21 protein-coding genes are annotated in these 21,025 nt (G+C 70.6%); 10 read left to right on the top strand and 11 right to left on the bottom strand.

Annotated elements, in window-relative coordinates; translation table 11 throughout:
* Positions 1 to 109: 109 nt before the first annotated feature.
* The 9 genes from tolR to J3S20_RS19310 all read right to left on the bottom strand — a co-directional run bounded on the left by tolR (position 110) and on the right by J3S20_RS19310 (position 8,011).
* Complete coding sequence (tolR, locus tag J3S20_RS19350; RefSeq protein ID WP_216838138.1) at positions 110 to 622, bottom strand: protein TolR; 513 nt, start codon at positions 620 to 622, stop codon at positions 110 to 112.
* A 3-nt stretch (positions 623 to 625) separates the two neighbouring features.
* Positions 626 to 1,354 (bottom strand): protein TolQ, encoded by a 729-nt coding sequence (tolQ, locus tag J3S20_RS19345; RefSeq protein ID WP_216838168.1) that lies wholly within the window; start codon positions 1,352 to 1,354, stop codon positions 626 to 628.
* 107 nt (positions 1,355 to 1,461) lie between these two features.
* Positions 1,462 to 1,860 carry a YbgC/FadM family acyl-CoA thioesterase gene (locus tag J3S20_RS19340; RefSeq protein ID WP_216838137.1) on the bottom strand — a complete coding sequence of 133 codons (399 nt, stop codon included), beginning with the start codon at positions 1,858 to 1,860 and terminating at the stop codon, positions 1,462 to 1,464.
* 48 nt (positions 1,861 to 1,908) lie between these two features.
* Entirely contained in the window at positions 1,909 to 2,958 is a 1,050-nt protein-coding gene (gene ruvB / locus J3S20_RS19335) for a Holliday junction branch migration DNA helicase RuvB (RefSeq protein ID WP_216838136.1), read from the bottom strand.
* The gene (gene ruvA, locus J3S20_RS19330; RefSeq protein WP_216838135.1) at positions 2,955 to 3,581 is read right to left on the bottom strand and encodes a Holliday junction branch migration protein RuvA; all 627 of its coding nucleotides are present in this window, start codon (positions 3,579 to 3,581) and stop codon (positions 2,955 to 2,957) included. Before ruvA ends, ruvB begins: the two co-directional genes overlap by 4 nt.
* 64 nt (positions 3,582 to 3,645) lie before the next feature.
* On the bottom strand, positions 3,646 to 4,170 hold the full coding sequence (ruvC, locus tag J3S20_RS19325) for a crossover junction endodeoxyribonuclease RuvC (RefSeq protein WP_216838134.1): 525 nt from the start codon (positions 4,168 to 4,170) through the stop codon (positions 3,646 to 3,648).
* Positions 4,171 to 4,195: 25 nt separating this feature from the next.
* Positions 4,196 to 6,232: an acetate--CoA ligase family protein gene (locus tag J3S20_RS19320; RefSeq protein ID WP_216838133.1), complete on the bottom strand. Its 2,037-nt coding sequence runs from the start codon at positions 6,230 to 6,232 to the stop codon at positions 4,196 to 4,198.
* Positions 6,229 to 7,011: an enoyl-CoA hydratase/isomerase family protein gene (locus J3S20_RS19315; protein ID WP_216838132.1), complete on the bottom strand. Its 783-nt coding sequence runs from the start codon at positions 7,009 to 7,011 to the stop codon at positions 6,229 to 6,231. The genes J3S20_RS19320 and J3S20_RS19315 overlap by 4 nt, the downstream gene beginning before the upstream one ends.
* Positions 7,012 to 7,024: 13 nt before the next feature.
* Entirely contained in the window at positions 7,025 to 8,011 is a 987-nt protein-coding gene (locus J3S20_RS19310; protein ID WP_216838131.1) for a Bug family tripartite tricarboxylate transporter substrate binding protein, read from the bottom strand.
* A gap of 123 nt (positions 8,012 to 8,134) precedes the next feature.
* On the opposite strand from J3S20_RS19310, the gene J3S20_RS19305 reads away from it, so the two are divergent.
* The 6 genes from J3S20_RS19305 to J3S20_RS19280 all read left to right on the top strand — a co-directional run bounded on the left by J3S20_RS19305 (position 8,135) and on the right by J3S20_RS19280 (position 14,557).
* Positions 8,135 to 9,013 (top strand): LysR family transcriptional regulator, encoded by an 879-nt coding sequence (locus tag J3S20_RS19305; protein ID WP_216838130.1) that lies wholly within the window; start codon positions 8,135 to 8,137, stop codon positions 9,011 to 9,013.
* Between the two features lie 117 nt (positions 9,014 to 9,130).
* On the top strand, positions 9,131 to 10,183 hold the full coding sequence (locus J3S20_RS19300) for an ABC transporter ATP-binding protein (RefSeq protein ID WP_343215251.1): 1,053 nt from the start codon (positions 9,131 to 9,133) through the stop codon (positions 10,181 to 10,183).
* A 17-nt stretch (positions 10,184 to 10,200) separates the two neighbouring features.
* Positions 10,201 to 11,484, top strand: a complete 1,284-nt coding sequence (locus tag J3S20_RS19295) for an ABC transporter substrate-binding protein (RefSeq protein WP_216838128.1) — start codon at positions 10,201 to 10,203, stop codon at positions 11,482 to 11,484.
* A gap of 16 nt (positions 11,485 to 11,500) precedes the next feature.
* Positions 11,501 to 12,781: an ABC transporter substrate-binding protein gene (locus J3S20_RS19290; RefSeq protein ID WP_216838127.1), complete on the top strand. Its 1,281-nt coding sequence runs from the start codon at positions 11,501 to 11,503 to the stop codon at positions 12,779 to 12,781.
* Between the two features lie 61 nt (positions 12,782 to 12,842).
* Entirely contained in the window at positions 12,843 to 13,718 is an 876-nt protein-coding gene (locus tag J3S20_RS19285; RefSeq protein ID WP_216838126.1) for a carbohydrate ABC transporter permease, read from the top strand.
* Complete coding sequence (locus J3S20_RS19280; protein WP_216838125.1) at positions 13,715 to 14,557, top strand: carbohydrate ABC transporter permease; 843 nt, start codon at positions 13,715 to 13,717, stop codon at positions 14,555 to 14,557. The genes J3S20_RS19285 and J3S20_RS19280 overlap by 4 nt, the downstream gene beginning before the upstream one ends.
* On the opposite strand, the gene iolE is transcribed toward J3S20_RS19280, so the two are convergent.
* Both iolE and iolD read right to left on the bottom strand, forming a co-directional pair.
* Positions 14,550 to 15,413, bottom strand: coding sequence for a myo-inosose-2 dehydratase (gene iolE / locus J3S20_RS19275; RefSeq protein ID WP_216838124.1), 864 nt, complete (start codon positions 15,411 to 15,413; stop codon positions 14,550 to 14,552). The genes J3S20_RS19280 and iolE overlap by 8 nt on opposite strands.
* Before the next feature lie 5 nt (positions 15,414 to 15,418).
* A complete protein-coding gene (gene iolD, locus J3S20_RS19270; protein WP_216838123.1) occupies positions 15,419 to 17,257 on the bottom strand; it encodes a 3D-(3,5/4)-trihydroxycyclohexane-1,2-dione acylhydrolase (decyclizing) in 1,839 nt (612 codons plus the stop codon).
* A gap of 106 nt (positions 17,258 to 17,363) precedes the next feature.
* Between iolD and iolG the strand changes: the two genes are divergently transcribed.
* The 4 genes from iolG (at position 17,364) to J3S20_RS19250 (ending at position 21,024) form a co-directional block, all read left to right on the top strand.
* Positions 17,364 to 18,347 carry an inositol 2-dehydrogenase gene (gene iolG, locus J3S20_RS19265; protein ID WP_216838122.1) on the top strand — a complete coding sequence of 328 codons (984 nt, stop codon included), beginning with the start codon at positions 17,364 to 17,366 and terminating at the stop codon, positions 18,345 to 18,347.
* Positions 18,344 to 19,123, top strand: a complete 780-nt coding sequence (locus tag J3S20_RS19260) for an SDR family oxidoreductase (protein WP_216838121.1) — start codon at positions 18,344 to 18,346, stop codon at positions 19,121 to 19,123. The genes iolG and J3S20_RS19260 overlap by 4 nt, the downstream gene beginning before the upstream one ends.
* Entirely contained in the window at positions 19,120 to 19,896 is a 777-nt protein-coding gene (locus tag J3S20_RS19255; protein ID WP_216838120.1) for an inositol monophosphatase family protein, read from the top strand. The genes J3S20_RS19260 and J3S20_RS19255 overlap by 4 nt, the downstream gene beginning before the upstream one ends.
* A gap of 93 nt (positions 19,897 to 19,989) precedes the next feature.
* Complete coding sequence (locus tag J3S20_RS19250) at positions 19,990 to 21,024, top strand: ABC transporter substrate-binding protein (protein ID WP_216838119.1); 1,035 nt, start codon at positions 19,990 to 19,992, stop codon at positions 21,022 to 21,024.
* The last annotated feature ends 1 nt before the right edge of the window (position 21,025 follow it).

Raw genomic sequence — 21,025 nt, 5'->3', positions numbered from 1 at the left:
GGCCCGCCACCCCCAGCAGCACATGCAGCCCGAGCGAGACGCCGACCCAGCGCCGCAGCGCCCGGTCGTCTTCCGCGGGATGGAGGAGAAGGCCCGACAAGGTCTTGGCTCAGCGCCCCGCCGGGCGGGCGGCGGGCGCCGCGGGCCGCGCCCCCGGCGCCCCTTGCGGGCTCTCGGCCAGCAGCGCAACGCGGGAGAAACCGGCGGCGCTGACCGTGCCCATCACCTCGATCACCCGGCCGTAATTGATGGAACGGTCGCCGCGCACGAAGATGCGGCGTTCCGGCTGGCCCGGCTGCTGCTGCTGCTGGTTGCTGGCCATGATGGCGCGCAGCTGGGCGACCAGCCCGTCCAGCGGCACCTCCGTCTCCTGCAGGAAGATCGCGCCTTCCGCGGTGACGGAGATGGTGATGGGGTCCTGTTCCTGGTTCAGGTTGGAGGCCTGGGTGCGCGGCAGGTCCACCGGCACGCCCACCGTCATCAGCGGCGCCGCCACCATGAAGATGATCAGCAGCACCAGCATGACGTCGACCAGCGGCGTGACATTGATCTCGCTGACCGGCCGGAAGCTGGCGCGGCCGCCGCGGCCCATCTTCCTGCCGCCAAAACTGCCGCCGGCCATGGCTCAGCCCTCCGCCGGCTGGCGGGCGGGTGCGGGGCGCGCCGGCTCGGCGGCCGCGGCCTCGGACTGGCGGGACAGGATGGCGCCGAATTCGGCGGCGAAGGCATCCAGCCGCCCGGCGAAGCGGGCGAGGTCGGAGGCCAGCTTGTTGTAGGCAATTGTGGCCGGGATGGCGGCGACCAGGCCGATGGCGGTGGCGAACAGCGCCTCCGCGATGCCGGGCGCCACCACGGCCAGGTTGGTGCTCTGCATGCCCGCGATGGCCGAGAAGCTGTTCATGATGCCCCAGACGGTGCCGAACAGCCCGATAAAGGGGGCGGCGGAGGCGACGGTGGCCAGGAAGACCATCCAGCGCTCCAGCCGGTCCATCTCCCGCGTGATGGCCACCGACATGGCACGCTCGACACGTTCCTTCAGCCCGGTCACCGCCAGGTCGCTGGTCATGGCGCGGCTGGAGGAGCGGCGCCATTCGCGCATGGCGGCGCCGAAGACGGCGGCGATGGGGTTGGTGGGCTGCTCGCCTTCCTTGGTGAACAGCTCCTCCAGGCTGCCGCCGGACCAGAAGCGGTCCTCGAAGCCGTCCGCCGCGCGGTTCACCCGGCGCAGCGCGGTCATCTTCTCGAAGACGATCGCCCAGACCCAGACGGAGGCGAGCAGGAGGGAGACCATGACGGCCTTCACCACCCAATCCGCCTGCAGGAACAGCGACCACAGCGACATGTCGTGCGCCATCGGTGCCAGGGCCTGCGCGGTCACATTGCCCAAAGCGCAATCTCCTCATCCAGCCGCCTCAGCGGCGGGTCACAAGACGCCACCCCGAGCCGGGGCGACCCAAACCCTCAGACCAGCCCCGCCAGCGCCGCGCGCCAGGGCGCGGGCAGCCGGGTCGGCCGCAATCCATCGGCGCTGACGCAGACCAGGCCGACCTGCAACCGCGCCAGCACCACCTCTCCGCCCCCGTCCCCAGCCCGCAGGACGGTCTGTTCCAGGTCGAGGCGGGCGGCGCCCACCGCCTTCACGCGAGTCGCCACCTGCACCTCATCATCGAGTCGGGCGGGCGCCACATACTCCACTTCGATGCGACGCACCACGAGCATTGCATTGTAACGCGCCATCATAAGCGAGTGCGGCAAGTCCATGGACCGCAAGGATTCGGTCCGGGCCCTTTCGGCCCATCTCAGGTAGTTGGCATGGTAGGCGACGCCGCCCGCATCCGTATCCTCGAAATAGACGCGCATCGCATGGCGATGCCCTGACACAATTTGGTTCATCCGGCGGCCGCTGCCCTATTCCTCGAAGGGGGGAGCGTTGGCCAGCAGGTCGAGTTGCGCCGCGATCGCGCGCGGCGGCATCAGGCCCAGATGGCGCCAGCCCGGCTCCCCCAGCATGCGGCCGCGGGGGGTGCGCAGCACCAGGCCTTCCTGGATCAGGAAGGGCTCCACCACCTCCTCCAGCGTGTCCCGGCTTTCGGCGAGCGCCGCGGCCAGCGTCTCCACCCCCACCGGGCCGCCATTGTGGTGTTCGGCGATGCGGCGGAGGTAACGGCGGTCCTGCGCATCGAGGCCCAGCGCATCCACCTCCAGCCGCAGCAGGGCGCCGTCCACCATGGCGCGATCCGCGGCGCGGCCGGAGACCAGGGCGAAGTCCCGGATCCGCCGCAGCAGGCGGCCGGCGACGCGCGGGGTGCCGCGGGAGCGTTTGGCGATTTCCAGCGCGCCATCCTCGGTCAGGGCGAAGCCGAGCTTTTCCGCGCCGCGGCGGACGATCAGCAGCAGCTCCTCCACCTCGTAGAATTGCAGGCGGAGCGGGATGCCGAAGCGGTCGCGCAGGGGCTGGGTCAGCAGGCCGGCGCGGGTGGTGGCGCCGACCAGGGTGAAGGGCGGCAGGTCGATCCGCACGGTGCGTGCGGCCGGCCCCTCCCCGATGATGAGGTCGAGGCAGAAATCCTCCATCGCCGGATAAAGCGTTTCCTCGATGGCCGGCTGCAGGCGGTGGATCTCGTCGACGAAGAGCACGTCGCGCGGCTGCAGGTTGGTCAGGATCGCCGCCAGGTCCCCCGCCCTTTGCAGAATGGGGCCGGAGGTGGCCCGGAAGCCGACGCCGAGCTCGCGGGAGACGATTTGCGCCAGCGTGGTCTTGCCCAGGCCCGGGGGGCCGAAGAGCAGCACATGGTCCATCGCCTCGGCACGCTGGCGGGCGGCGCCGATGAAGACCTGCAAATTCTCGCGCAGCGGCTTCTGGCCGATGAAGTCCGACAGGGTCTGGGGGCGCAGGCTGCCCTCCGCGCCATCCTCCTCCTGCCGCGCACCGGCCGTCAGGCGATCCGTCTCGCTCATCGGGGGGCCATGTCCTTCAGCGCCTCGGTGATCAACGCGGCCAGCGGCGCCTCATCGCCCAGGCGACGGGCGACGCGGGCGACGGCGGCGGCAGCCTCCGGGCGCTTCCAGCCGAGATTGACCAGGGCCGAGACCGCATCGGCCTGCGGGCCGGCGGGTTCGGGGGCGGGGATAGCGCCGCCGGCGCCGATGCCATCGGCCTCCGGCATGGCACGGCCGACGGCCCATTTCTGCATGGCGGGCTCATCCACGATGCGGGTGGCCGTCGCCGCGCCGAGGCCCTTCACATCGGCCAGGCGCTTGCGTTCCTTGGCCGCGATGGCGCGGGCCAGGTCGCCGGGGGTGAGGCCGGAGAGGACCAGCAGCGCCTTCTGGGGGCCCACCGTCTTCACCTCGATCAAGGCGAGAAAGGCGTCGCGCTCGGTGGCGTCGACGAAGCCGAAGAGGGTGATGGCGTCCTGGCTGACGCGGGTTTCGACCAGGAGATTCTGGACGCCTTCGCGGGCCGTGAGGCGGTCGAGGGTCTTGCGGGAGCAGTGCACCAGGTAGCCGACGCCGTTGACGTCGAGGACGCAGGCGCCGTCCTGGATGGAATCGACCGTGCCGCGGAGGGAGCCGATCATGGGTGGGAATTCCCCTGGCGGGGCGGTTGCGCGGACGTGGCATAGCCCGGGCAGAATGTCGCCCTCACGACGCCGCCCTCGCCACCGCCGCCGAGAACGCATTCCGGGTGCTGCGGTGATGCGCATGGCAGATCGCGATGGCCAGCGCATCCGCCGCATCCGCCCGCTTGAAGGTGACCCCCGGCAGCAGGTGGCGGACCATGGCCTGGACCTGTTCCTTCGCCGCATGGCCATTGCCGACCACGGCGCGCTTCACCTCCATGGCGCCATACTCCCGCACCACCAGCCCGGCGAGCGCCGGGGCCAGCAGCACCACGCCGCGCGCCTGGCCGAGCTTCAGCGCGGATTCAGGGTTGCGGGCGACATAGGTGTGCTCGACCGCCGCCTCGTCCGGCGATTGCGCGGCAATCACCGCGGCCAGGCCGTTGTGCAGCGTCAGCAGCCGGTGGTGCAGGTCGTCCCCGGCCTGGGTGGAGACCACGCCCTCCGCGCAGAAGCGCAGGCGAAAGCCGTCATGCTCCACCAGCCCCCAGCCGGTGTGCTGGAGGCCCGGATCGAGGCCGAGGATGCGAATCGGGCGGGTGGCCATGCGCCTTCATAGCAGAAGGCCGCCCCTACCCCAGCACCGCCAGCCCATCCGCCGCCCGCACCCCCTGCCCTTCCGGCAGGACAAACAGCGGGTTGATCTCGGCCTCCAGCAGCCGCTCACCCAGGGATTCGCCCATGCGGGAGAAGGCCAGCACGGCCTCGACCAGCGCCGGCACATCGGCCGGCGGCGCGCCCCGAAAGCCGGCCAGGACGCGGGCGATCTTCAACCCGCGGACCATGTCCTCCGCATCGCCGCGGGACAGCGGCAGCATGCGCAGCTGAGTGTCGCCAAAGACCTCCGCCGCGGTGCCGCCGGCGCCCAGCAGCACGGCGCTGCCCAGATGCGGGTCGCGGACGATGCCCAAAATCATCTCGATGCCGCCCGAGATCTGTTCCTGCACCAGCAGCCCCTCGGCGTCGGGCAGTTTGGCCAGCAGGGCGGTGCCGACCTCCGCCACGCGGTCGGGCGCGACGTTCAGCACCACGCCGCCGATGTCGGATTTGTGGGCCAGGTCGCGTGCCAGCAGCTTCACCACCAGGCGCGGGCCTAGGTGTTCCGCCGCCTGCTGCGCGGCGCCGGGGGTGGCGGCGCTGACCTCGCGGGTGCCGGCGATGCCGTAATGGGCGAATAGCGCCTTGCTTTCGGCCTCGTTCAGCTTGCCGTGGCGCAGGCCCATCGGTGCCGGCTCGGGGCGGGATTCGGCGGGGTGGAAGGCCGGGCGCGAAAGGCCGGCGAGGATGGCGGCGATGCCCTCCGGCGTGGTGCTCGCGGGCACGCCGCGCGCATTCAGCCCGGCGGCGATGGCGGGCGCATGCGGGCTGACATAGGCGATGACCGGCTTTTTCGAATCACCGCGCGCTTCCAGCATCGCATCCGCCACCAGCTCCGGCTGCGCGAGTGCGGAGCTGCCGACGACGACGACCAGGGAATCGTATCCGTCGCTATCCAGCAGTGTGCGGATGGCGCCGCGGAACAGGTCGGGGCGCACGCCGGCCAGGGTGACATCGACCGGATTGCCGACCGGCGCCTCGCCGAGCAGCGCGGCGAGTTTTTCGCGCACATTGGCATCCGGCGCCGGCAGGCTGCCACCGGCGAGACCCACGGCATCCGCGACCAGCGCGCCGGCCCCGCCGGTCGAGGTCAGCACCGCGACCCGGAACCCGGCGGCGCGGCGGCCCTGGGCCAGCGCGGCCGGGACTTCCAGCAAATCGGAAAACCGCTCCGCCCGGATCACGCCGAGACCCGCAAAAAAGGCGTCGTAGATCCGGTCCGCCCCGGCCATGGCGCCGGTATGGGAGATGGCGGCGAGCGCCCCGGCCTCGGAGCGGCCGACCTTGAAGGCGACGACCGGCTTGCCGGCCGCGGCGGCCCGCAGCGCGGCGGCGCGGAAGCGCGCGGGGTTGCGCAGGCCTTCCAGATACAGGGCGATGGCCGTGGTGTCCGGGTCGTCCACCAACGCGTCCAGCACCTCGGCCACCTCGATATCGCCCTCATTCCCGGTGGCGACCAGCTTGGCGAAGCCGATTCCCGCCGCCGCGCCGCGCGACAGCAGCGCGCCGAGGATGCCGCCAGATTGCGAGACGACGGAAAGACCACCCGGCGGCAGGTTCTCGAATTCCAGGGCGCCGGAGGCGCTGAGCACGATGTGGTCAGTGAGGTTCACCACGCCGATGGTGTTCGGCCCGAGCAGGCGCATGGACCCGGCGGCGCGCTTCAGGGCGGATTGCTTTTCCGCACCCTCCTCGCCCGTCTCGCCATAGCCGCCGGCCAGCACGATGGCGGCCTGGCAGCCCTTGGCCGCCAGGTCCCGCACCGCCTGTTCCGCGCGTTCGGGCCCCACCAGCACGATGCCCACATCCGGCGCACCGGGCAGGCTCGCCACATCCTTGTAGCAGGGCAGGCCGGCGATCTCGGTCGCGCGCGGATTCACCGGCCAGACATCGCCCGAAAACCCATGCCGCAGCAGGTAGCCCACGGGGCGGCCGCCGGTCTTGGTGGCATCCGCGGAGGCGCCGACGACGGCGACGCTGCGCGGCCGCAGCAGGGCGTGCAGCGCGCTCACTTCTTCGACTTCTCGAGGAAGGCGGCGACGGAGGCGCGGTGCTCGGCGGTGGTGTAGCAGATCGCCTGGCTCTGGCTGCCGATGGCCAGCACGTTCTCGAAGGTGCTTTCCAGGCTGCGGTCGAGCGTCGCCTTGGCGAGTGCCAGCGCCGCGATGGAATGCGTGCCCATCTCCGCCGCCCAGTCCTGGGCCGCCGTGGCGAGATCCGCATCCGGCACCACGCGATCGGCCAGGCCGATGCTCAGCGCCTCCGCCGCATCGACGCGTCGCGCGGTGAAGACAAGCTCCTTCGCCCGGGCCAAGCCCACGCGCCGCGGCAGAAAGTACATGCCGCCGCCATCCGGGATCAGCCCGCGGGCGAGGAAGCTCATGGTGAAGCTGGCGGATTCACCGCACAGCAGAAAGTCGCAGGCCAGCGCCACATCGGCGCCGAGGCCCGCGGCCGGGCCGTTCACCGCGGCGATCACCGGCTTCGGCATGTGGTGCAGCAGCGTCACCGCGCGATGGGTGCGCGCCTGGCGCCGCCAGCCATTGATGGCGACCTCCTCGGGCGGCGCCTCCAGCCGGTTTTTCATGCCGCGCACATCGCCGCCGGCGCAGAAGGCGCTGCCGGCGCCGGTGACCACCAGCGCCTTGATCGCGGGGTCCGCCGCCACCGCCTCCAGCGCCGCGATCATCTCGCCGCGCATGGCATCGTCGATGGCATTGCGCACCTTCGGCCGGTTCAGCGTCAGCGTGGCGATGCCGGCCTCGGTGGTCAGCAGCATGGCGTCGGGCATGTCGCAAAAGCCTTTACTGGACGCGGAGGTTCGCGCGCTCGACCACGCGCGACCAGCGCTCACGGTCCGAGGCGAGAAGGCGGGTGAAATGCGCGGGCTCAGGGCTCGGCGCGATCTCATCGACGCCGGCGGCGATCAGGCGCTGCTTGACATCGGGCTGGTTGATGGCGGCGACGGAGGCGGCGTGCAGCACCGCAATGCGGTCCGCCGGCGTGCCGGCCGGCGCCAGGAAGCCGTACCAGGTGGAGCTGTGGAGCTCCGGGAAGCCCTGCTCCACGCTGGTGGAGAGGTTGGGCAGCGCCACGCTGCGCGACTGGCCGGCAATGGCGATGGCGCGGATCTTCTCCGCCTCGATATGCGGCTGCAGCGGCGCGGAGGCATTGGTGAGCAGGTCGACGCGGCCGGCGAGCAGGTCGTTCAGCGCGGGGCCGGTGCCACGATAGTGGATCGGCTCCATCTCGATCCCCAGCACCACGCCGATCATCGCGCCCAGCGCATGGCCATTGGTGCCGACGCCCGGCGTGCCGTAGCGCAGCGGCTCCCGCCGCGCCTTCGCCAGCGTCTGCAACTCGCGCAGGTTCGTGGCGCGCAGGCTGGGATGGATGGTGATGACATTGGGCGAGGCGCCCAACCAGCAGATCGCGGCGAAATCCCGCACCGGGTCATAGGGCAGGCGCGTCTGCACCAGCGAGGAGATCACGAAGCTGCCGGATCCGGCGAGCAGGATGGTGTGGCCATCCGGCTCCGCCTTCGCCACAGCATCATTGCCGATCACGCCGCCGGCGCCGCCGCGATTCTCCACCACCACGGGCTGGCCGAGACGCTGCGCCATGGCGTCGCCGATCATCCGCCCCACCACGTCGTTGCTGCCGCCGGCGGTGAAGGGGATGACCATGCGGATCGGGCGGTTCGGGAAGCTCTGGGCCGCAGCGCCGCGGTTCAGGATCGCGGGGGCGGCCAGGGTCGCCAGGCCCATCAGGGCGTGTCGCCGGGTGATCATGGGGTGTCCTCCTTTGCTGGCAGGCCTTCGGATGGGCCGGCGCATCGCCCTGTCTCGCGCGATGCGCAGCCGGATGCCAGCCTGGATTTCTTGCCCTACCCCAAGCCTGGGTTATGCTAGGGCATGGACAGCCTGCCGCCCCTTCCCGCGCTGCGCACCTTCGCCCTGGTGGCGGAGACCGGCAGCCTGACCGCCGCCGGCGCCCGGCTGAACCTCACCCAGCCCGCCATCAGCCGCCGGATCCGGGAGCTGGAGGCGGCGCTCGGCGTCACGCTGGTGCATCGCGGCGCCAATGCACTGCGGCTGACGGAGGAGGGGCTGCGCTATGCCGCCGCCCTGCAGCAGGCTTTTGCCGGCATCGCCGCGGCGACGCTGGAACTGCGCGGCGCGGCCGCGGCGCCGCTGCGCATCCGCGCCTATACCACCTGGGCCATGCGCTGGCTGATCCCCCGCCTGCCCCGCTTCCGCGCCCGGCATCCGGGGCTGGAGGTGGAGGTGGTGACCTCCACCAGCCCCGCCGTGGATTTCGCGCGGGAGGGGCTGGATGCCGCGATCCGCACCGCGCCCGCCGGCACGCCGCCGATGCGCGGCGCGGTGCGGCTGCAGGCGGTGCATGTGGCGCCCTTTGCCGCGCCGGCCGCGGCACGGCAGGGGCTGGACCGGCTGACCTGGCTCGGCAGCCGCGTGCGGCCGCGCGACTGGGCCGCCTGGTGCGCCGCCGCCGGCATGGCGCCGCCTGCCGCGCCACCCTTGCTGTTCGAGAGCACCTCGCTCGCCATCCAGGCGGCGCTGGAGGGGCTGGGCGCGGTGATCTGCACCCCCGATTTCGTGGAGGAGGAGGTGCGGCGGCGACGGCTGCGGCGGCTTTCGCCGACCTCCGCCGCCACCGGCGACCACTACTGGCTGCTGCTGCCCCCCGGCGCGCCCCGCGGTGGCGGAGAGGCGCTGCGCGACTGGCTGCTGGATGAAGTCGCGGCCATCCCGCGCCGCGAGATGCGATAGGGGATCGCCTTCGGCGCTGTCATGGCGCTAACCTCGACCTGTCATCGCACTGTCATAACAAGAGGCTAAACGCCCGGCATGCCAGACCCCACCCAAGGCCAGCTCCGTCTCCATGGCGTGGCCAAATCCTTCGGGGCCGCCCAGGCGCTGCGCGACGTGACGCTGTCCGCCGCGCCCGGCACCTTCCTGGTGCTGCTCGGCCCCTCCGGCTGCGGCAAGTCCACGCTGCTGCGCGTGCTGGCGGGGCTGGAGGCGCCGACGGCGGGCCAGGTTTTCATCAATGGGCGGGATGCGACGGGGCTGGCGCCAGCCGCGCGCGGCATCGCCATGGTCTTCCAATCCTATGCGCTGTTCCCCCATCTTTCGGTGGCGGAGAACATCGTCTTCGGCCTGCGCGCGCGCGGCGTGGCGCGGGGCGAGCGTGAGGCGCGGCTGAAGCGCACCGCGCAGATGATGGGCCTGTCGCAACTGCTGGACCGACGACCCGCGCAGCTCTCGGGCGGGCAGCAGCAGCGCGTGGCGCTGGCCCGCGCCGTGGTGGCGGAAGCGCCGATCTGCCTGATGGACGAACCGCTTTCCAACCTGGACGCCAAGCTGCGCGCGGAGATGCGGCGCGAGATCCGCGCGCTGCAGCAGCGCCTCGGCATCACCATGGTCTATGTCACCCACGACCAGGCCGAGGCGATGAGCATGGCCGACCAGGTGGTGCTGATGCGCGACGGCCAGGTGGAGCAGGATGCGACGCCCGCCGAGCTCTACGCCCGCCCGGCCACCACCTTCGCCGCCAGCTTCATCGGCACGCCGCCCATGTCCCTGCTGCGCCTTGTGCCTGGTGCGCAGGGCGCGGAGGTGGCGGGCGCGCCGGGCTTCGCCGTGGCGCCCGCCAGCGCCGCGGGCGCCACGCTGGGGCTGCGGCCGGAGGAGGTGGCGCCGACCGATGGCGCCGGCCTGCCGGTGCGCGTGCTGGCCGCCGAATTTCTGGGTGCGGAGACGGTGCTGGCCTGCGCGGTCGGCAAGGGCGAGGAGGTGATGCAGGCGCGCATCCCTGGCCATCACGCCTTGCCCGCCGGCACGCATCTGCGCCTGCGCCTGCCGCCGGCGCTGCATCTGTTCGACGCGCAATCCGGCCGGCGCCTGCCGGAGCCGGTGCGCGAAACCGCCTTCGCCTGACCACAGGAGACTTCCGCATGATCCTCACCCGCCGCCTGGCCCTGGGTGGCCTGGCCGCCGCCCCGCTGCTCGCCGCCCCCGCGCTTCGCGCCCAGGCGCCGGTCGAGATCGTCTTCAACTATCCGATCGCCGTCGGCGGTCCGATCACCCGCATCATCGACGGCTATTGCGAGGATTTCGCGCGCGCCAATCCGGGCTTCCGCGTGCGGCCGATCTATGCCGGCAGCTACCAGGACACGCTGACAAAGACGCTGACGGCGATGCGCGGCGGCGATGCGCCGCACCTGGCCTGCCTGCTGGCTGTCGATATCTTCACCCTGATCGGCGAGGACGCGGTGGTGGCCTGGGATGGGCTGCCGGGTGCCGAGCGCGCCTGGCTCGACAGCTTCTACCCGAGCTTTCTCGAGAACAGCCGCACCGGCGGCAAGACCTGGGGCATTCCCTTCCAGCGTTCCACCGTCGTCATGTACTGGAACAAGGAGGCCTTCCGCGAGGCCGGGCTGAACCCCGAGACGCCGCCCGCCGACTGGGCGCAGCAGGTCGAGTTCGCCAGCAAGCTGACCAAGCGCCAGGGGGATGCGACCGGCCAATGGGGCATGCAGATCCCCTCCTCCGGCTTCCCCTATTGGCTGTTCCAGGGGCTGACGACGCAGAACGACGCGCGGCTGATGAATGCCGAGGGCAACCGCACCTTCTTCAATGACCCGAAGGTGGCGGAGGCGCTGCAATACTGGATGGACCTGTCGATGAAGCACCGGGTGCATCCCACGGGAATCGTCGAATGGGGCACCACGCCGCGCGACTTCTTCGAGCGCAAGGTGGCGATGATGTGGACCACCACGGGCAACCTGACAAATGTCCGCAACAACGCCCCCTTCCCCTTCGGCGTCGGCATGCTGCCCGCCGGCCGCCGCCGCGGCAGCCCGACCGGTGGTGGCAACCTGTACCTGTTCAAATCCGCCAATGCGGCGCAGCGGGAGGGCGCGGTGCGCTTCGCGAAGTTCCTGACGACGCCGGAACGCGCGGCGCAATGGGGCATCGATACCGGCTATGTCGCCGTGACGCCCGCGGCCTTCGAGACGCCGGCGATGCGCGCCCATGTCGCCGGCTTCCCCGCCGCCGCCGTGGCGCGGGACCAGCTCGAATTCGCCGTGGCCGAGCTTTCGACGCAGGAGAATCAGCGCGTCACCAAGGCGCTGAACGACAACCTCCAGGCCGCACTCACCAGCCGCAAGCAGGCCGCCCCCGCCATGGCCGATGCCCAGGCGGAAGCCGAACGCATTCTGCGCAGCTACCGCTGAGAGAAGGATGTCTTCCATGACCCAGATCACACGACGCGCCGCGCTGATCGCCGGCGCCAGCCTGCTCGCCACGCCGGCCCTGGTGCGGGCGCAGACGGTGCGGGAGCTGACCTTCTACTACCCGATCGCCGTCGGCGGCCCGATCCCGCGTATCATCGACGGCTATTGCGAGGCCTTCCAACGCGAGACCGGCATCAAGGTGAACCCGGTCTATGCCGGCGCCTATGGCGAGACGCTGACCAAGGCCGTGACCGCCATCCGCGGCGGCGCCGGGCCGCACTTCTCCTGCCTGCTGGCAGCCGAGCTGCACAGCCTGCGCGACATGGACATCCTGGCGCCCTTCGAGGAGATCGAGGGCGCCGGAGATCTGAATGCCTGGGCCAGCGGCTTCTTCCCCGCCTTCATGGCGAACAGCAAGGCCGAGGGTAAGACCTGGTCCGTGCCCTTCCAGCGCTCCACCGCCGTCTACTACTACAACAAGGACCTGTTCCGCGCCGCCGGCCTGGACCCGGAGGCGCCGCCGAGGACCTGGGCGCAGCTGATCGAGGCCGGCCGCAAGCTGACGGCTGACGGCAAGTGGGGCGTGAAGATGTCCAACAGCTCCGGCAACGGGCAGTGGACCTTTGGCGCCATGGCCAACCAGGCCGGCCACAAGCTGATGAACGACGCAGGCACCGAGACCTACTTCACCGATCCGCGCGCGGTGGAGGCCGCGAATTTCTGGCGGGGCCTGGCCTTCGACAGCCGCATCACGCCGCAGGGCGTGACCGATTGGGGCGTGCTGGCGCCGGACTTCCTGAACCAGACGGCCGCGATGATCTGGTCCACCACCGGCAACCTGACCAATATGCGCACCAACGCCCGCTTCAACTTCGGCGTGGCCGGCCTTCCGGGTAAGGAAAGCCCGCATACGGTGGTGGGCGGCGGCAACCTCTATATCTTCAAGAACGCCTCGCCCGCCGAACGCGCCGCCGCGCTGCGCTTCGCGCGCTACGTGGCGCAGCCGGAGGTCGCGGCCGACTGGTGCATGAAGACCGGCTACCTGGCGACCCGCCCGGAGGCCTGGGAGACCGAGAGCCTGCGCCGCTACACGCAGGAATTCCCGGCAGCCTTGGTGGCCAAGGACCAGATCCCGGTCGCGACCGGCGAGCTTTCCACCTTCGAGAACCAGCGCATCTACAAGGCGCTGAACGACAACCTGCAGGCCATGCTGTCCGGCGGGAAGTCGGCGCAGCAGGCGATGGCCGACACGCAAGCCGAAGCCACCCGCGTCCTGCGCCCCTTCCGCCGCGCCTGACTTTCGCACACCAGGCCTCTCCCCCCATCTGGGGGAGAGGCGCACAGGGTCCCAACGCCCGATGCCATCCCGCACCACGCTGCACGCCTGGCTGATGCTGACGCCCGCGCTGGTGCTGCTGATCGGCTTCACGCACTACCCGGCCGTTGCCACGCTTTGGCATTCCTTCTTCTCCACACCCCGCGCCAACCGCCCCGCCCGCTTCATCGGCGCCGAGAACTACCTGGCGCTGGCCGAGGATCCGGTCTTCTGGCAGGCGCTGTGGAACAATCTCATCTATGCCGGCGCCACCATCCCGCTTTCCATCGGGCTGTCGCTGGCCATGGCCATCTGGGTGAACGGCAAGCTCTCGGGCCGCACCGCGCTGCGCATCGCCTATTGCACGCCGACCGTGCTGCCGATGATCGCGGTCGCGAACCTGTGGCTGTTCTTCTACACGCCGGATTACGGGCTGCTGGACCAGATCACCCGCGCGCTTTTCGGCTGGGGGCCCACCAACTGGATCGGGCAGCGGGAGACGGCGCTGGGCGCGATGATCGCCGTGGCCGTCTGGAAGGAAGCCGGCTTCTTCATGATCTTCTACCTGGCGGCGCTGCAGGCGATTCCCCCGAACCTGTATGAGGCCGCGGCGATTGAGGGTGCCTCGCGCGCCCGCGTCTTCTTCCGCGTCACCCTGCCGCTGCTGGGGCCGACCACGCTGTTCATCGCGGTGAATGCCGTGATCAACGGCTTCCGGCTGGTGGACCATATCATCGTCATGACGCGCGGCGGGCCGGACAATGCGACGGCGCTGCTGCTGACCGTCATCTACGACCTCGGCTTCCGCTTCTGGGACACGGCGACGGCGGCGGCGCTGACCGTGGTGCTGCTGGTGATCCTGGCGCTGACGGCCGCGGCGCAATTCCTGTTCGCGGCGAAGCGGGTGCACTACCGATGAGCGCGACCACGATCAGCGAGGCCCCTGCCCTGCCCCGCCTCGGCACGCTGTTGGAGACGGCCGCCGCCTGGCTGCTGGCCTTGGTCTGGGTGGCACCGCTGCTCTACGCCGTCTGGGCCGCGATCCACCCGACCGGCTATGCGACGCGCTTCGAGCTTTTGGCGCCGCTGACGCTGTCCAACTTCGCCGCGGCCTGGGAGGCGGCGCCCTTCGGCCGCTACTTCCTGAACACCTTCGTCCTGGTCACCATGGTGCTGGTCGCGCAATTCGTGCTCTGCACATTGGCCGCCTTCGCCTTCGCCCGCGCGCCCTTCCGCGGCAGCGGCATCCTCTTCGGCCTGGTGCTCGTCCAGCTGATGATCATGCCGGACATCCTGCTGGTCGAGAACTACCGCACAATGCGGGCGCTCGGCCTGGTGGATACGATCCTCTCCATCGGCCTTCCCTATATGGCCAGCGCCTTCGGCATCTTTCTGCTGCGGCAGACCTTCAAGCAGGTGCCGAAGGAGCTGGAGGAGGCGGCGCGGGTGGAGGGCTGCGGAACGCTCGGCATCCTGCTGCGCGTTTACGTGCCGCTGGCGAAGCCGACCTACCTCGCCTATGGGCTCACCAGCGTGTCCTACCACTGGAACAATTTTCTCTGGCCGCTGGTCATCACCAATAGCGTGGAGACGCGGCCGCTGACGGTGGGGCTTTCCGTCTTCGCCTCCACCGATCAGGGCATCGACTGGGCGATCATCAGCGCGGCAACGCTGATGACCTCCGCGCCGCTATTGCTTGGCTTCCTGCTGTTCCAGCGTCAGTTCGTGCAGTCCTTCATGCGCGCCGGGATCAAGTGATCCGCGCCAGGTAGTCGTGGCCCATCCGCGCATAGGTCAGCGGATGGGCCTTGGCGGGGTCCTGCTCCGCTTCCACCACCAGCCAGCCCGCGTAGTGCGGCAGGTTGGCGAAGACGGCGGGATAGTCGACGCAGCCATCGCCGGGCACGGTGAAGACGCCTTCCAGCACGGAATCGAGGAAGGACAGGCCCCGCGCCTTCACATCCGCCATCACCCCCGGCCGGATATCCTTGCAATGCACATGCACCACCCGCGCGGCGTGGCGCTTGGCGGCACGCACCGGGTCGCCGCCGGCAAAGGTCAGGTGGCCGGTGTCGAGCAGCAGGCCGACATCGCTGGTGCCTTCCATCAGCCGGTCCACCTCGGACTCGGCCTCGATCACCGTGCCCATGTGGTGGTGATAGGCCATGGCGAGGCCGCGCGCCTTCAGCCGGCGCGCCATCTCGTCCAGCCGCGGCAGCAGCACGGCCCATTGCGCATCGGTCAGCACCGGGCGGCGCGACAGCGGCGTGGCCTTCTGCCCGTGCACGCTGCCGGTCACCTCGCAATGCACCATGGCGGTGCAGCCCAGCGCCGAGAGCAGCGCGATATGCGGCTCCGCGGCCGCCATCTCGGCCTCCACGTCGCGCTCCAGCAGGTTGGAGCCGTACCAGCCGGAGACCAGCGCCAGCCCGTGCGCGTCCAGGATCGGCTTCAGCTGCCCCGCCACTCGGGGAAACTTGTTGCCCAGCTCCACGCCCGCGAAGCCGGCCAGCTTCGCCTCCGCCAGGCAGGTCTCGAGCGGGGTTTCCGCGCCGAGCTCCGGCATGTCGTCATTCGTCCAGGTCAGGGGATTGATCCCGAGCCGCACTTTCATCCGCGTCACGCTCCGCTGCCCCGCTTGCGCAAGGCGGTTTCGTAGTCTTTCCGGGCCGCTTCCTGCGCCGCGCCGCGCGGGGCGGCCGAGACCGGCACCTCCCACCAGGCGCCACCCTCCGCCGTGCTGGCGGCCGGGTCCGTGTCGATCACCACAACGCTGGTGCGCTTGGCCGACAGCGCCTTGGGCAGGGCCGCTTCCAGCCCGCCAATGCCGTCCACCTTCACGGCCTGCGCGCCCAACGCGCGGGCATGCGCCGCGAAATCCACGCGCGGCGCGGCGTCGCCCAGCAGGTTGAGGAAGGGCGCGCCGCCGGTGCCCTGCTGCAGCCGGCTGATGCAGCCAAAGCCCCGATTGTCGAGCACCACGATGGTCAGCTTGGCGCCCAGCGCGACGCTGGTCGCGATCTCGCTGTTCATCATCAGGTAGCTGCCGTCGCCGACCAGCACCACCACCTCGCGCTTCGGCGCGGCGAGTTTCACGCCCAGCCCGCCGGCGATCTCGTAGCCCATGCAGGAGAAGCCGTATTCCAGGTGGTAGCTGGCGGAATCCGTCGCCCGCCACAGCTTGTGCAACTCCCCCGGCAGGCCACCCGCCGCACACACCACGATGCCATCCTGGGGCATCGCCCGGTTCACCGCACCCAGCACCTGCGCATCCGAGGGCAGCCCCGCCTCGCGCGGTTTTGGCGCAGCAGTGATGCGCTCCACGCTGCGGTGCCAGCGGCCCGTCGCCGTCACGGCGCGCTCCTGCCAGGGCCGGGGCGCCTCCCACTTGCCGAGCGCCGCGGTCAGCGCGGCGAGACCACGACCGGCATCGGTGACCAGCGGCTGTGCGCCCTGCTTCTGCGCATCGAAGCCGGCGACGTTCAGCCCGATCAGCGCGGCCTGGCGGAACAGCGCGCGGGACCCGGTCGAAAAATCCTGCAGCCTTGTGCCCACGGCCAGCACCACATCCGCCTTCTCCGCCAGCGCGTTGGCGGCCGCGCTGCCGGTCACGCCGATGGCGCCGGCGTTGCGCGGATGGTCCCAAGGCAGGCTGCCCTTGCCGGCCTGGGTCTCGGCCACCGGCACGGCGTGGCGATGCGCGAAATCGGCGAGTGCCGCCTCGGCGCCCGCATATTTCACGCCGCCGCCGGCCAGGATCAGCGGGCGCTTGGCGTCGCGCAGCAGCGCGATCGCTTCGGCCAGCTCCTGCCGATCGGGCTCCGGCGCGCGGGGGCGGTGCAGGCGCTTGCGGAAGAACTCCGCGGGCCAATCGAAGGCTTCGGTCTGCACATCCTGCGGAAAGGCAAGCGTCGCCGGGCCGCATTCCACCGGGTCCAGCAGCACCCGCAGCGCCGCCGGCAGCGCGGCCAGCAATTGCTCGGGCCGCATGATCCGGTCGAAGTAGCGCGAGACCGGCCGGAAGCAGTCATTGGCGGAGACGGTGCCATCCCCGAAATTCTCCACCTGCTGCAGCACCGGGTCCGGCTGGCGGCTGGCAAAGATGTCGCCGGGCAGCAGCAGCACCGGCAGCCGGTTCACATGCGCCAGCGCCGCGGCGGTGACCATGTTCGTCGCGCCCGGCCCGATCGAGGTGGTGCAGGCCATCATCCGCCGGCGCGCATGCGTCTTGGCAAATGCGATGGCGGCATGGGCCATGGCCTGCTCATTATGGGCGCGGAAGGCGGGCAGCGCCCTGCCCATGGCGTGAAGGGCCGGGCCGAGTCCCGCGACATTGCCGTGCCCGAAGATGGCCCAGACGCCGCCGAAGATCGGCACGGTGCGGCCTTCCAGCTCGGTCATCTGCACGGACAGCCAGCGCAGCGTGGCCTCCGCCGCGGTCAGGCGTATGGTGCCCATTCTTCTGGTCCTGGCGTCCTGTGGCGGGCTTCCGCCGGGGTGGCGGAAGGGCCAGTGTTACGGTTGGATGACAGGCCCCACAAGCGGCCCGCGGGTACGGAAACACATGCTGCATTTCGCACAATTCGGCGCCGGACGCATCGGCGCTATCCATGCCGCGAACCTCGCCGGCTGCGGCGGGCGGCTGCGCCACATCGTCGATGTGCATGCCCCCGCCGCCCAGGCCCTGGCCGAGCGGCATGGCGCCCAGGTCTCGACCACCGAGGCCGCGCTGGCGGACCCCGAGGTCGGCGCCGTCATCATCGCCAGCTCCACCGATACCCATGCGGATCTCGTCATCCGCGCGGCCAAGGCCGGCAAGGCGATCTTCTGCGAGAAGCCGATCGACCTGTCGCTGGCCCGCGTCGATGAATGCCTGGAGGCGGTGCAGGCCGCCGGCGTGCCCATGCTGGTCGGCTTCAATCGCCGCTTCGACCCGGATTTTGCCGAGCTGCAGCGCCGAATCCAGGCCGGTGCCATCGGCGCGGTGGAGCAGGTGGTGATCACCAGCCGCGACCCCGGCCCGCCGCCGGTTTCCTACATCAAGGTCTCGGGCGGGCTGTTCCGGGACATGACGATCCATGATTTTGACATGGCCCGTTGGATGCTGGGCGAGGAGCCGGTGGAAGTCTTCGCCACCGGCTCCAACCTGGTGGATCCCGAGATCGGCGCGGCGGGCGATATCGACTCGGCCATGGTGGTGCTAAAGACGAAGTCGGGCCGCATGGCCACCATCAACAACAGCCGCCGCGCGGCCTATGGCTACGACCAGCGGGTGGAGGTGCATGGCAGCCTCGGCCGGCTGATCGCGGGCAACCGGGTGGGCAGCACCGTGGAGCAGGCCGATGCCCAGGCAGTCTCCACCGAAAAGCCGCTGCACTTCTTCCTGGAGCGCTATGCCCTCGCCTACCGCGCCGAGATGCTCGCCTTCATCGATTCGGTGACCAAGGGCAGCCCGATGCCGGTGGGTGCCGCGGATGGGCGCCAGGCCTTGGTGCTGGCGGATGCCGCGTTGCGCTCCATGGCCGAAGGCCGTGTGGTGCGGCTGTGAAGATCCGTCTGTCCGGCCGCCGCATTCTTATCACCGGCGGCACCCAGGGCATCGGCGAGGGCGTGGCACTGGCCGCGGCCGAGGCCGGCGCCGCCGCCATCTGCATCACCGGCCGCAATGCGGATCGCGGCGCGCAGGTGGTGGCGCGACTGCGCGGGCTCGGCGCCGCCGCGCATTTCGTCGCCGCCGACCTGGCCGATGCCACGGCGACGGCCGGCATCGTCGCCCAGGCCGAAGCGGCGCTCGGGCTGATCGACGGGCTGGTGAATGCCGCCGGCCTGACCGACCGCGGCACCATCCTGGACACCGACGTCGCGCTCTGGGACCGGCTGTTCGCCGTGAACGCCCGCGCCCCCTTCCTGTTGACCCAGGCTTTTGCGAAGCGCCTGGTTGCGGAGAAGCGACCCGGCTCCGTGGTCAACGTCATCACCATGTCGAGCCATGGCGGCCAGCCCTTCCTCACCGGCTATGCCTCCTCCAAGGGCGCGCTGGCGACATTCACGAAAAACACGGCACATGGCCTGCGCGCGCACCGCATCCGGGTGAACGGCATCAACCTCGGCTGGGCCGATACGCCCGGCGAGCACGCCATCCAGGCGAAGGACGGCAACCCGCCCGACTGGCGCGAAAAGGCCGAACCGACACAGCCCTTCGGCCGGCTGATCCGTCCCGCCGATGTGGCGGGCCTCGCCACCTACCTGCTGTCCGGCGCCGCCGAGATGATGACCGGCGCGCTGATCGACTTCGACCAGAATGTCATGGGAGCCTATGAGTGACCGACCTGAAGCACCGCATGGCCATCGCCGCCGGCATCGCGCAGGAGGCGGCGGCGCTGGCCTTCCGGATGCGCGCCAACGGCATGGCGGAGACCACCTTCAAGGGTGCCCAGGACTTTCTGACGGAAGCTGACGGCGCGACCGAAACCTTCATCCGCGGTGAGCTCGCAAAACACTTCCCGGATGACGCGATCATCGGCGAGGAGCAGGGCGGCGCCGTCGTGGGCGACGGGCCGGTATGGATCCTCGACCCGATCGACGGCACCTCCAACTTCTCGCGCGGCAGCGACCGCTGGTGCGTCTCCATCGGCATGGTGCAGGGCAATCGCGCCGTGCTGGGCGCCATCGCCCGCTACGCGCCCGCCGAGGTCTTCGTCGGCGCCGAGGGCTGCGGCGCCACGCTGAACGGCGTGCCGATCCGCCCCGCCAGCACCACCGACATGCGCCGCGCCATCATCGAGGTGGGCTGGTCCATGCGGAAGCCGCTGGAGGTCTTCCACCGCCTGTCCCAGGGCGCCATGGCGCAGGGCGCGGGGCTGCGCGTCGGCGGCTCCGGCACGCTGGGGCTGGTGGAGACCGCCGTCGGCCGGCTCGATGCCTATATCGAGCAGCACATCAATTCCTGGGACGCCTGCGCCGCCGTCGCCATCGCGCGGGAAGCCGGGTGCTGGATCAACGGTTTCGACAGCGGCGACTGGATCGCCGAGGGCAATCCCGTGGGCATCGGCGCGCCCGGCCTGGCCGCGGCGCTGCAGGCGCTGATGGAGGCTTGAGCGCCGGCGCCCCCCGGCCTTAACTGCACTGTCACAAACAGAATTCCGGACCGGCGCCATAACGCCGGCCATCCCCTCGGAGGTTTCCCGTCCATGTCCACCCCCCGCCGCCTTCTGGCCGCCGGCTTCGCCGCGACGCTGACCGCATTCCTGCCGGCCGCCGCCACGGCCCAGGGCAACCTGACCGTCTATTGCTCGGTGCAGGAGGAATGGTGCCGCCCGATGATGCAGGCCTTCGAGCGCGCTACCGGCGTGCGCGTGGCGATGACGCGCAAATCCTCCGGCGAGACGCTGACGCAGATCCGCGCCGAGGCCGCCAACCCCCGCGGCGATGTCTGGTGGGGCGGCACTGGCGACCCCCACATGCAGGCGGGGGAGGAAAACCTGACCGCCGAATACCAGTCCCCCCGCATGTCGGAGTTGCACGACTGGGCCACGCGCCAGGCGCAGCAGGCGCGCTTCCGAACCGTCGGCATCTATGCCGGCGCGCTGGGCTATTCCTACTCCGCGCCGGAACTCGCCCGCCGGCGCATCGCCGCACCCACCTGCTGGGCGGATCTGGCGAAGCCCGAATTCCGCGGTGAGATCCAGGTGGCGGACCCCAATACCAGCGGCACCGCCTACACCATGCTGGCGACGCTGATCCAGGTGCTGGGCGAGGAACCCGCCTTCACCTATCTCCGCGCGCTCCATCGCAACGTAAACCAGTACACCCGCTCCGGCGCCGCACCGGCGCGTGCGGCGGCGACGGGCGAGACGCTGGTCGGCATCACCTTCCTGCATGATGCGGTGGCGCAGAAGGTGAACGGCGCGCCGGTCGAGATCGTCGCGCCCTGCGAGGGCACCGGCTATGAGATCGGCTCCATGTCTATCATCCGCGGTGCGCGGAACATGGAGAATGCGCAGCGCTTCTACGACTGGGCGCTGTCGCCGGAAGCGCAGGGCCTGGCCGGGCCGGCCAATGCCTATCAGCTGCCGTCGAACCGCACGGCGCCGATCCCGCCCCAGGCGCCGCGCTTCGAGAATATCCGCCTGATCGACTACGATTTCGCCCGCTGGGGTTCGGCGGCGGAGCGCACGCGCGTGATCACGCGCTGGGAGCGCGAGGTGCGCGCCGGCGCCCGCTGAT

This window comes from Falsiroseomonas tokyonensis, from assembly GCF_019024325.1.
In the GTDB taxonomy this organism is placed as follows: domain Bacteria; phylum Pseudomonadota; class Alphaproteobacteria; order Acetobacterales; family Acetobacteraceae; genus Falsiroseomonas; species Falsiroseomonas tokyonensis.
Note: the sequence above shows the minus strand (reverse complement) of the source record. Positions and strands in the feature narration are given on the sequence as shown.

What these genes read in the sequence shown, in the direction of transcription:
- J3S20_RS19340 (WP_216838137.1), bottom strand. Translation starts at nt 1,860, where the DNA reads ATGCGCGTCTATTTCGAGGATACGGATGCGGGCGGCGTCGCCTACCAT.
- iolE (WP_216838124.1), bottom strand. Translation starts at nt 15,413, where the DNA reads ATGAAAGTGCGGCTCGGGATCAATCCCCTGACCTGGACGAATGACGAC.
- tolQ (WP_216838168.1), bottom strand. Translation starts at nt 1,354, where the DNA reads ATGGCGCACGACATGTCGCTGTGGTCGCTGTTCCTGCAGGCGGATTGG.
- J3S20_RS19280 (WP_216838125.1), top strand. Translation starts at nt 13,715, where the DNA reads ATGAGCGCGACCACGATCAGCGAGGCCCCTGCCCTGCCCCGCCTCGGC.
- tolR (WP_216838138.1), bottom strand. Translation starts at nt 622, where the DNA reads ATGGCCGGCGGCAGTTTTGGCGGCAGGAAGATGGGCCGCGGCGGCCGC.
- J3S20_RS19295 (WP_216838128.1), top strand. Translation starts at nt 10,201, where the DNA reads ATGATCCTCACCCGCCGCCTGGCCCTGGGTGGCCTGGCCGCCGCCCCG.
- iolG (WP_216838122.1), top strand. Translation starts at nt 17,364, where the DNA reads ATGCTGCATTTCGCACAATTCGGCGCCGGACGCATCGGCGCTATCCAT.
- ruvC (WP_216838134.1), bottom strand. Translation starts at nt 4,170, where the DNA reads ATGGCCACCCGCCCGATTCGCATCCTCGGCCTCGATCCGGGCCTCCAG.
- J3S20_RS19305 (WP_216838130.1), top strand. Translation starts at nt 8,135, where the DNA reads ATGGACAGCCTGCCGCCCCTTCCCGCGCTGCGCACCTTCGCCCTGGTG.
- J3S20_RS19290 (WP_216838127.1), top strand. Translation starts at nt 11,501, where the DNA reads ATGACCCAGATCACACGACGCGCCGCGCTGATCGCCGGCGCCAGCCTG.
- J3S20_RS19315 (WP_216838132.1), bottom strand. Translation starts at nt 7,011, where the DNA reads ATGCCCGACGCCATGCTGCTGACCACCGAGGCCGGCATCGCCACGCTG.
- iolD (WP_216838123.1), bottom strand. Translation starts at nt 17,257, where the DNA reads ATGGGCACCATACGCCTGACCGCGGCGGAGGCCACGCTGCGCTGGCTG.
- J3S20_RS19310 (WP_216838131.1), bottom strand. Translation starts at nt 8,011, where the DNA reads ATGATCACCCGGCGACACGCCCTGATGGGCCTGGCGACCCTGGCCGCC.
- J3S20_RS19250 (WP_216838119.1), top strand. Translation starts at nt 19,990, where the DNA reads ATGTCCACCCCCCGCCGCCTTCTGGCCGCCGGCTTCGCCGCGACGCTG.
- ruvB (WP_216838136.1), bottom strand. Translation starts at nt 2,958, where the DNA reads ATGAGCGAGACGGATCGCCTGACGGCCGGTGCGCGGCAGGAGGAGGAT.
- ruvA (WP_216838135.1), bottom strand. Translation starts at nt 3,581, where the DNA reads ATGATCGGCTCCCTCCGCGGCACGGTCGATTCCATCCAGGACGGCGCC.
- J3S20_RS19285 (WP_216838126.1), top strand. Translation starts at nt 12,843, where the DNA reads ATGCCATCCCGCACCACGCTGCACGCCTGGCTGATGCTGACGCCCGCG.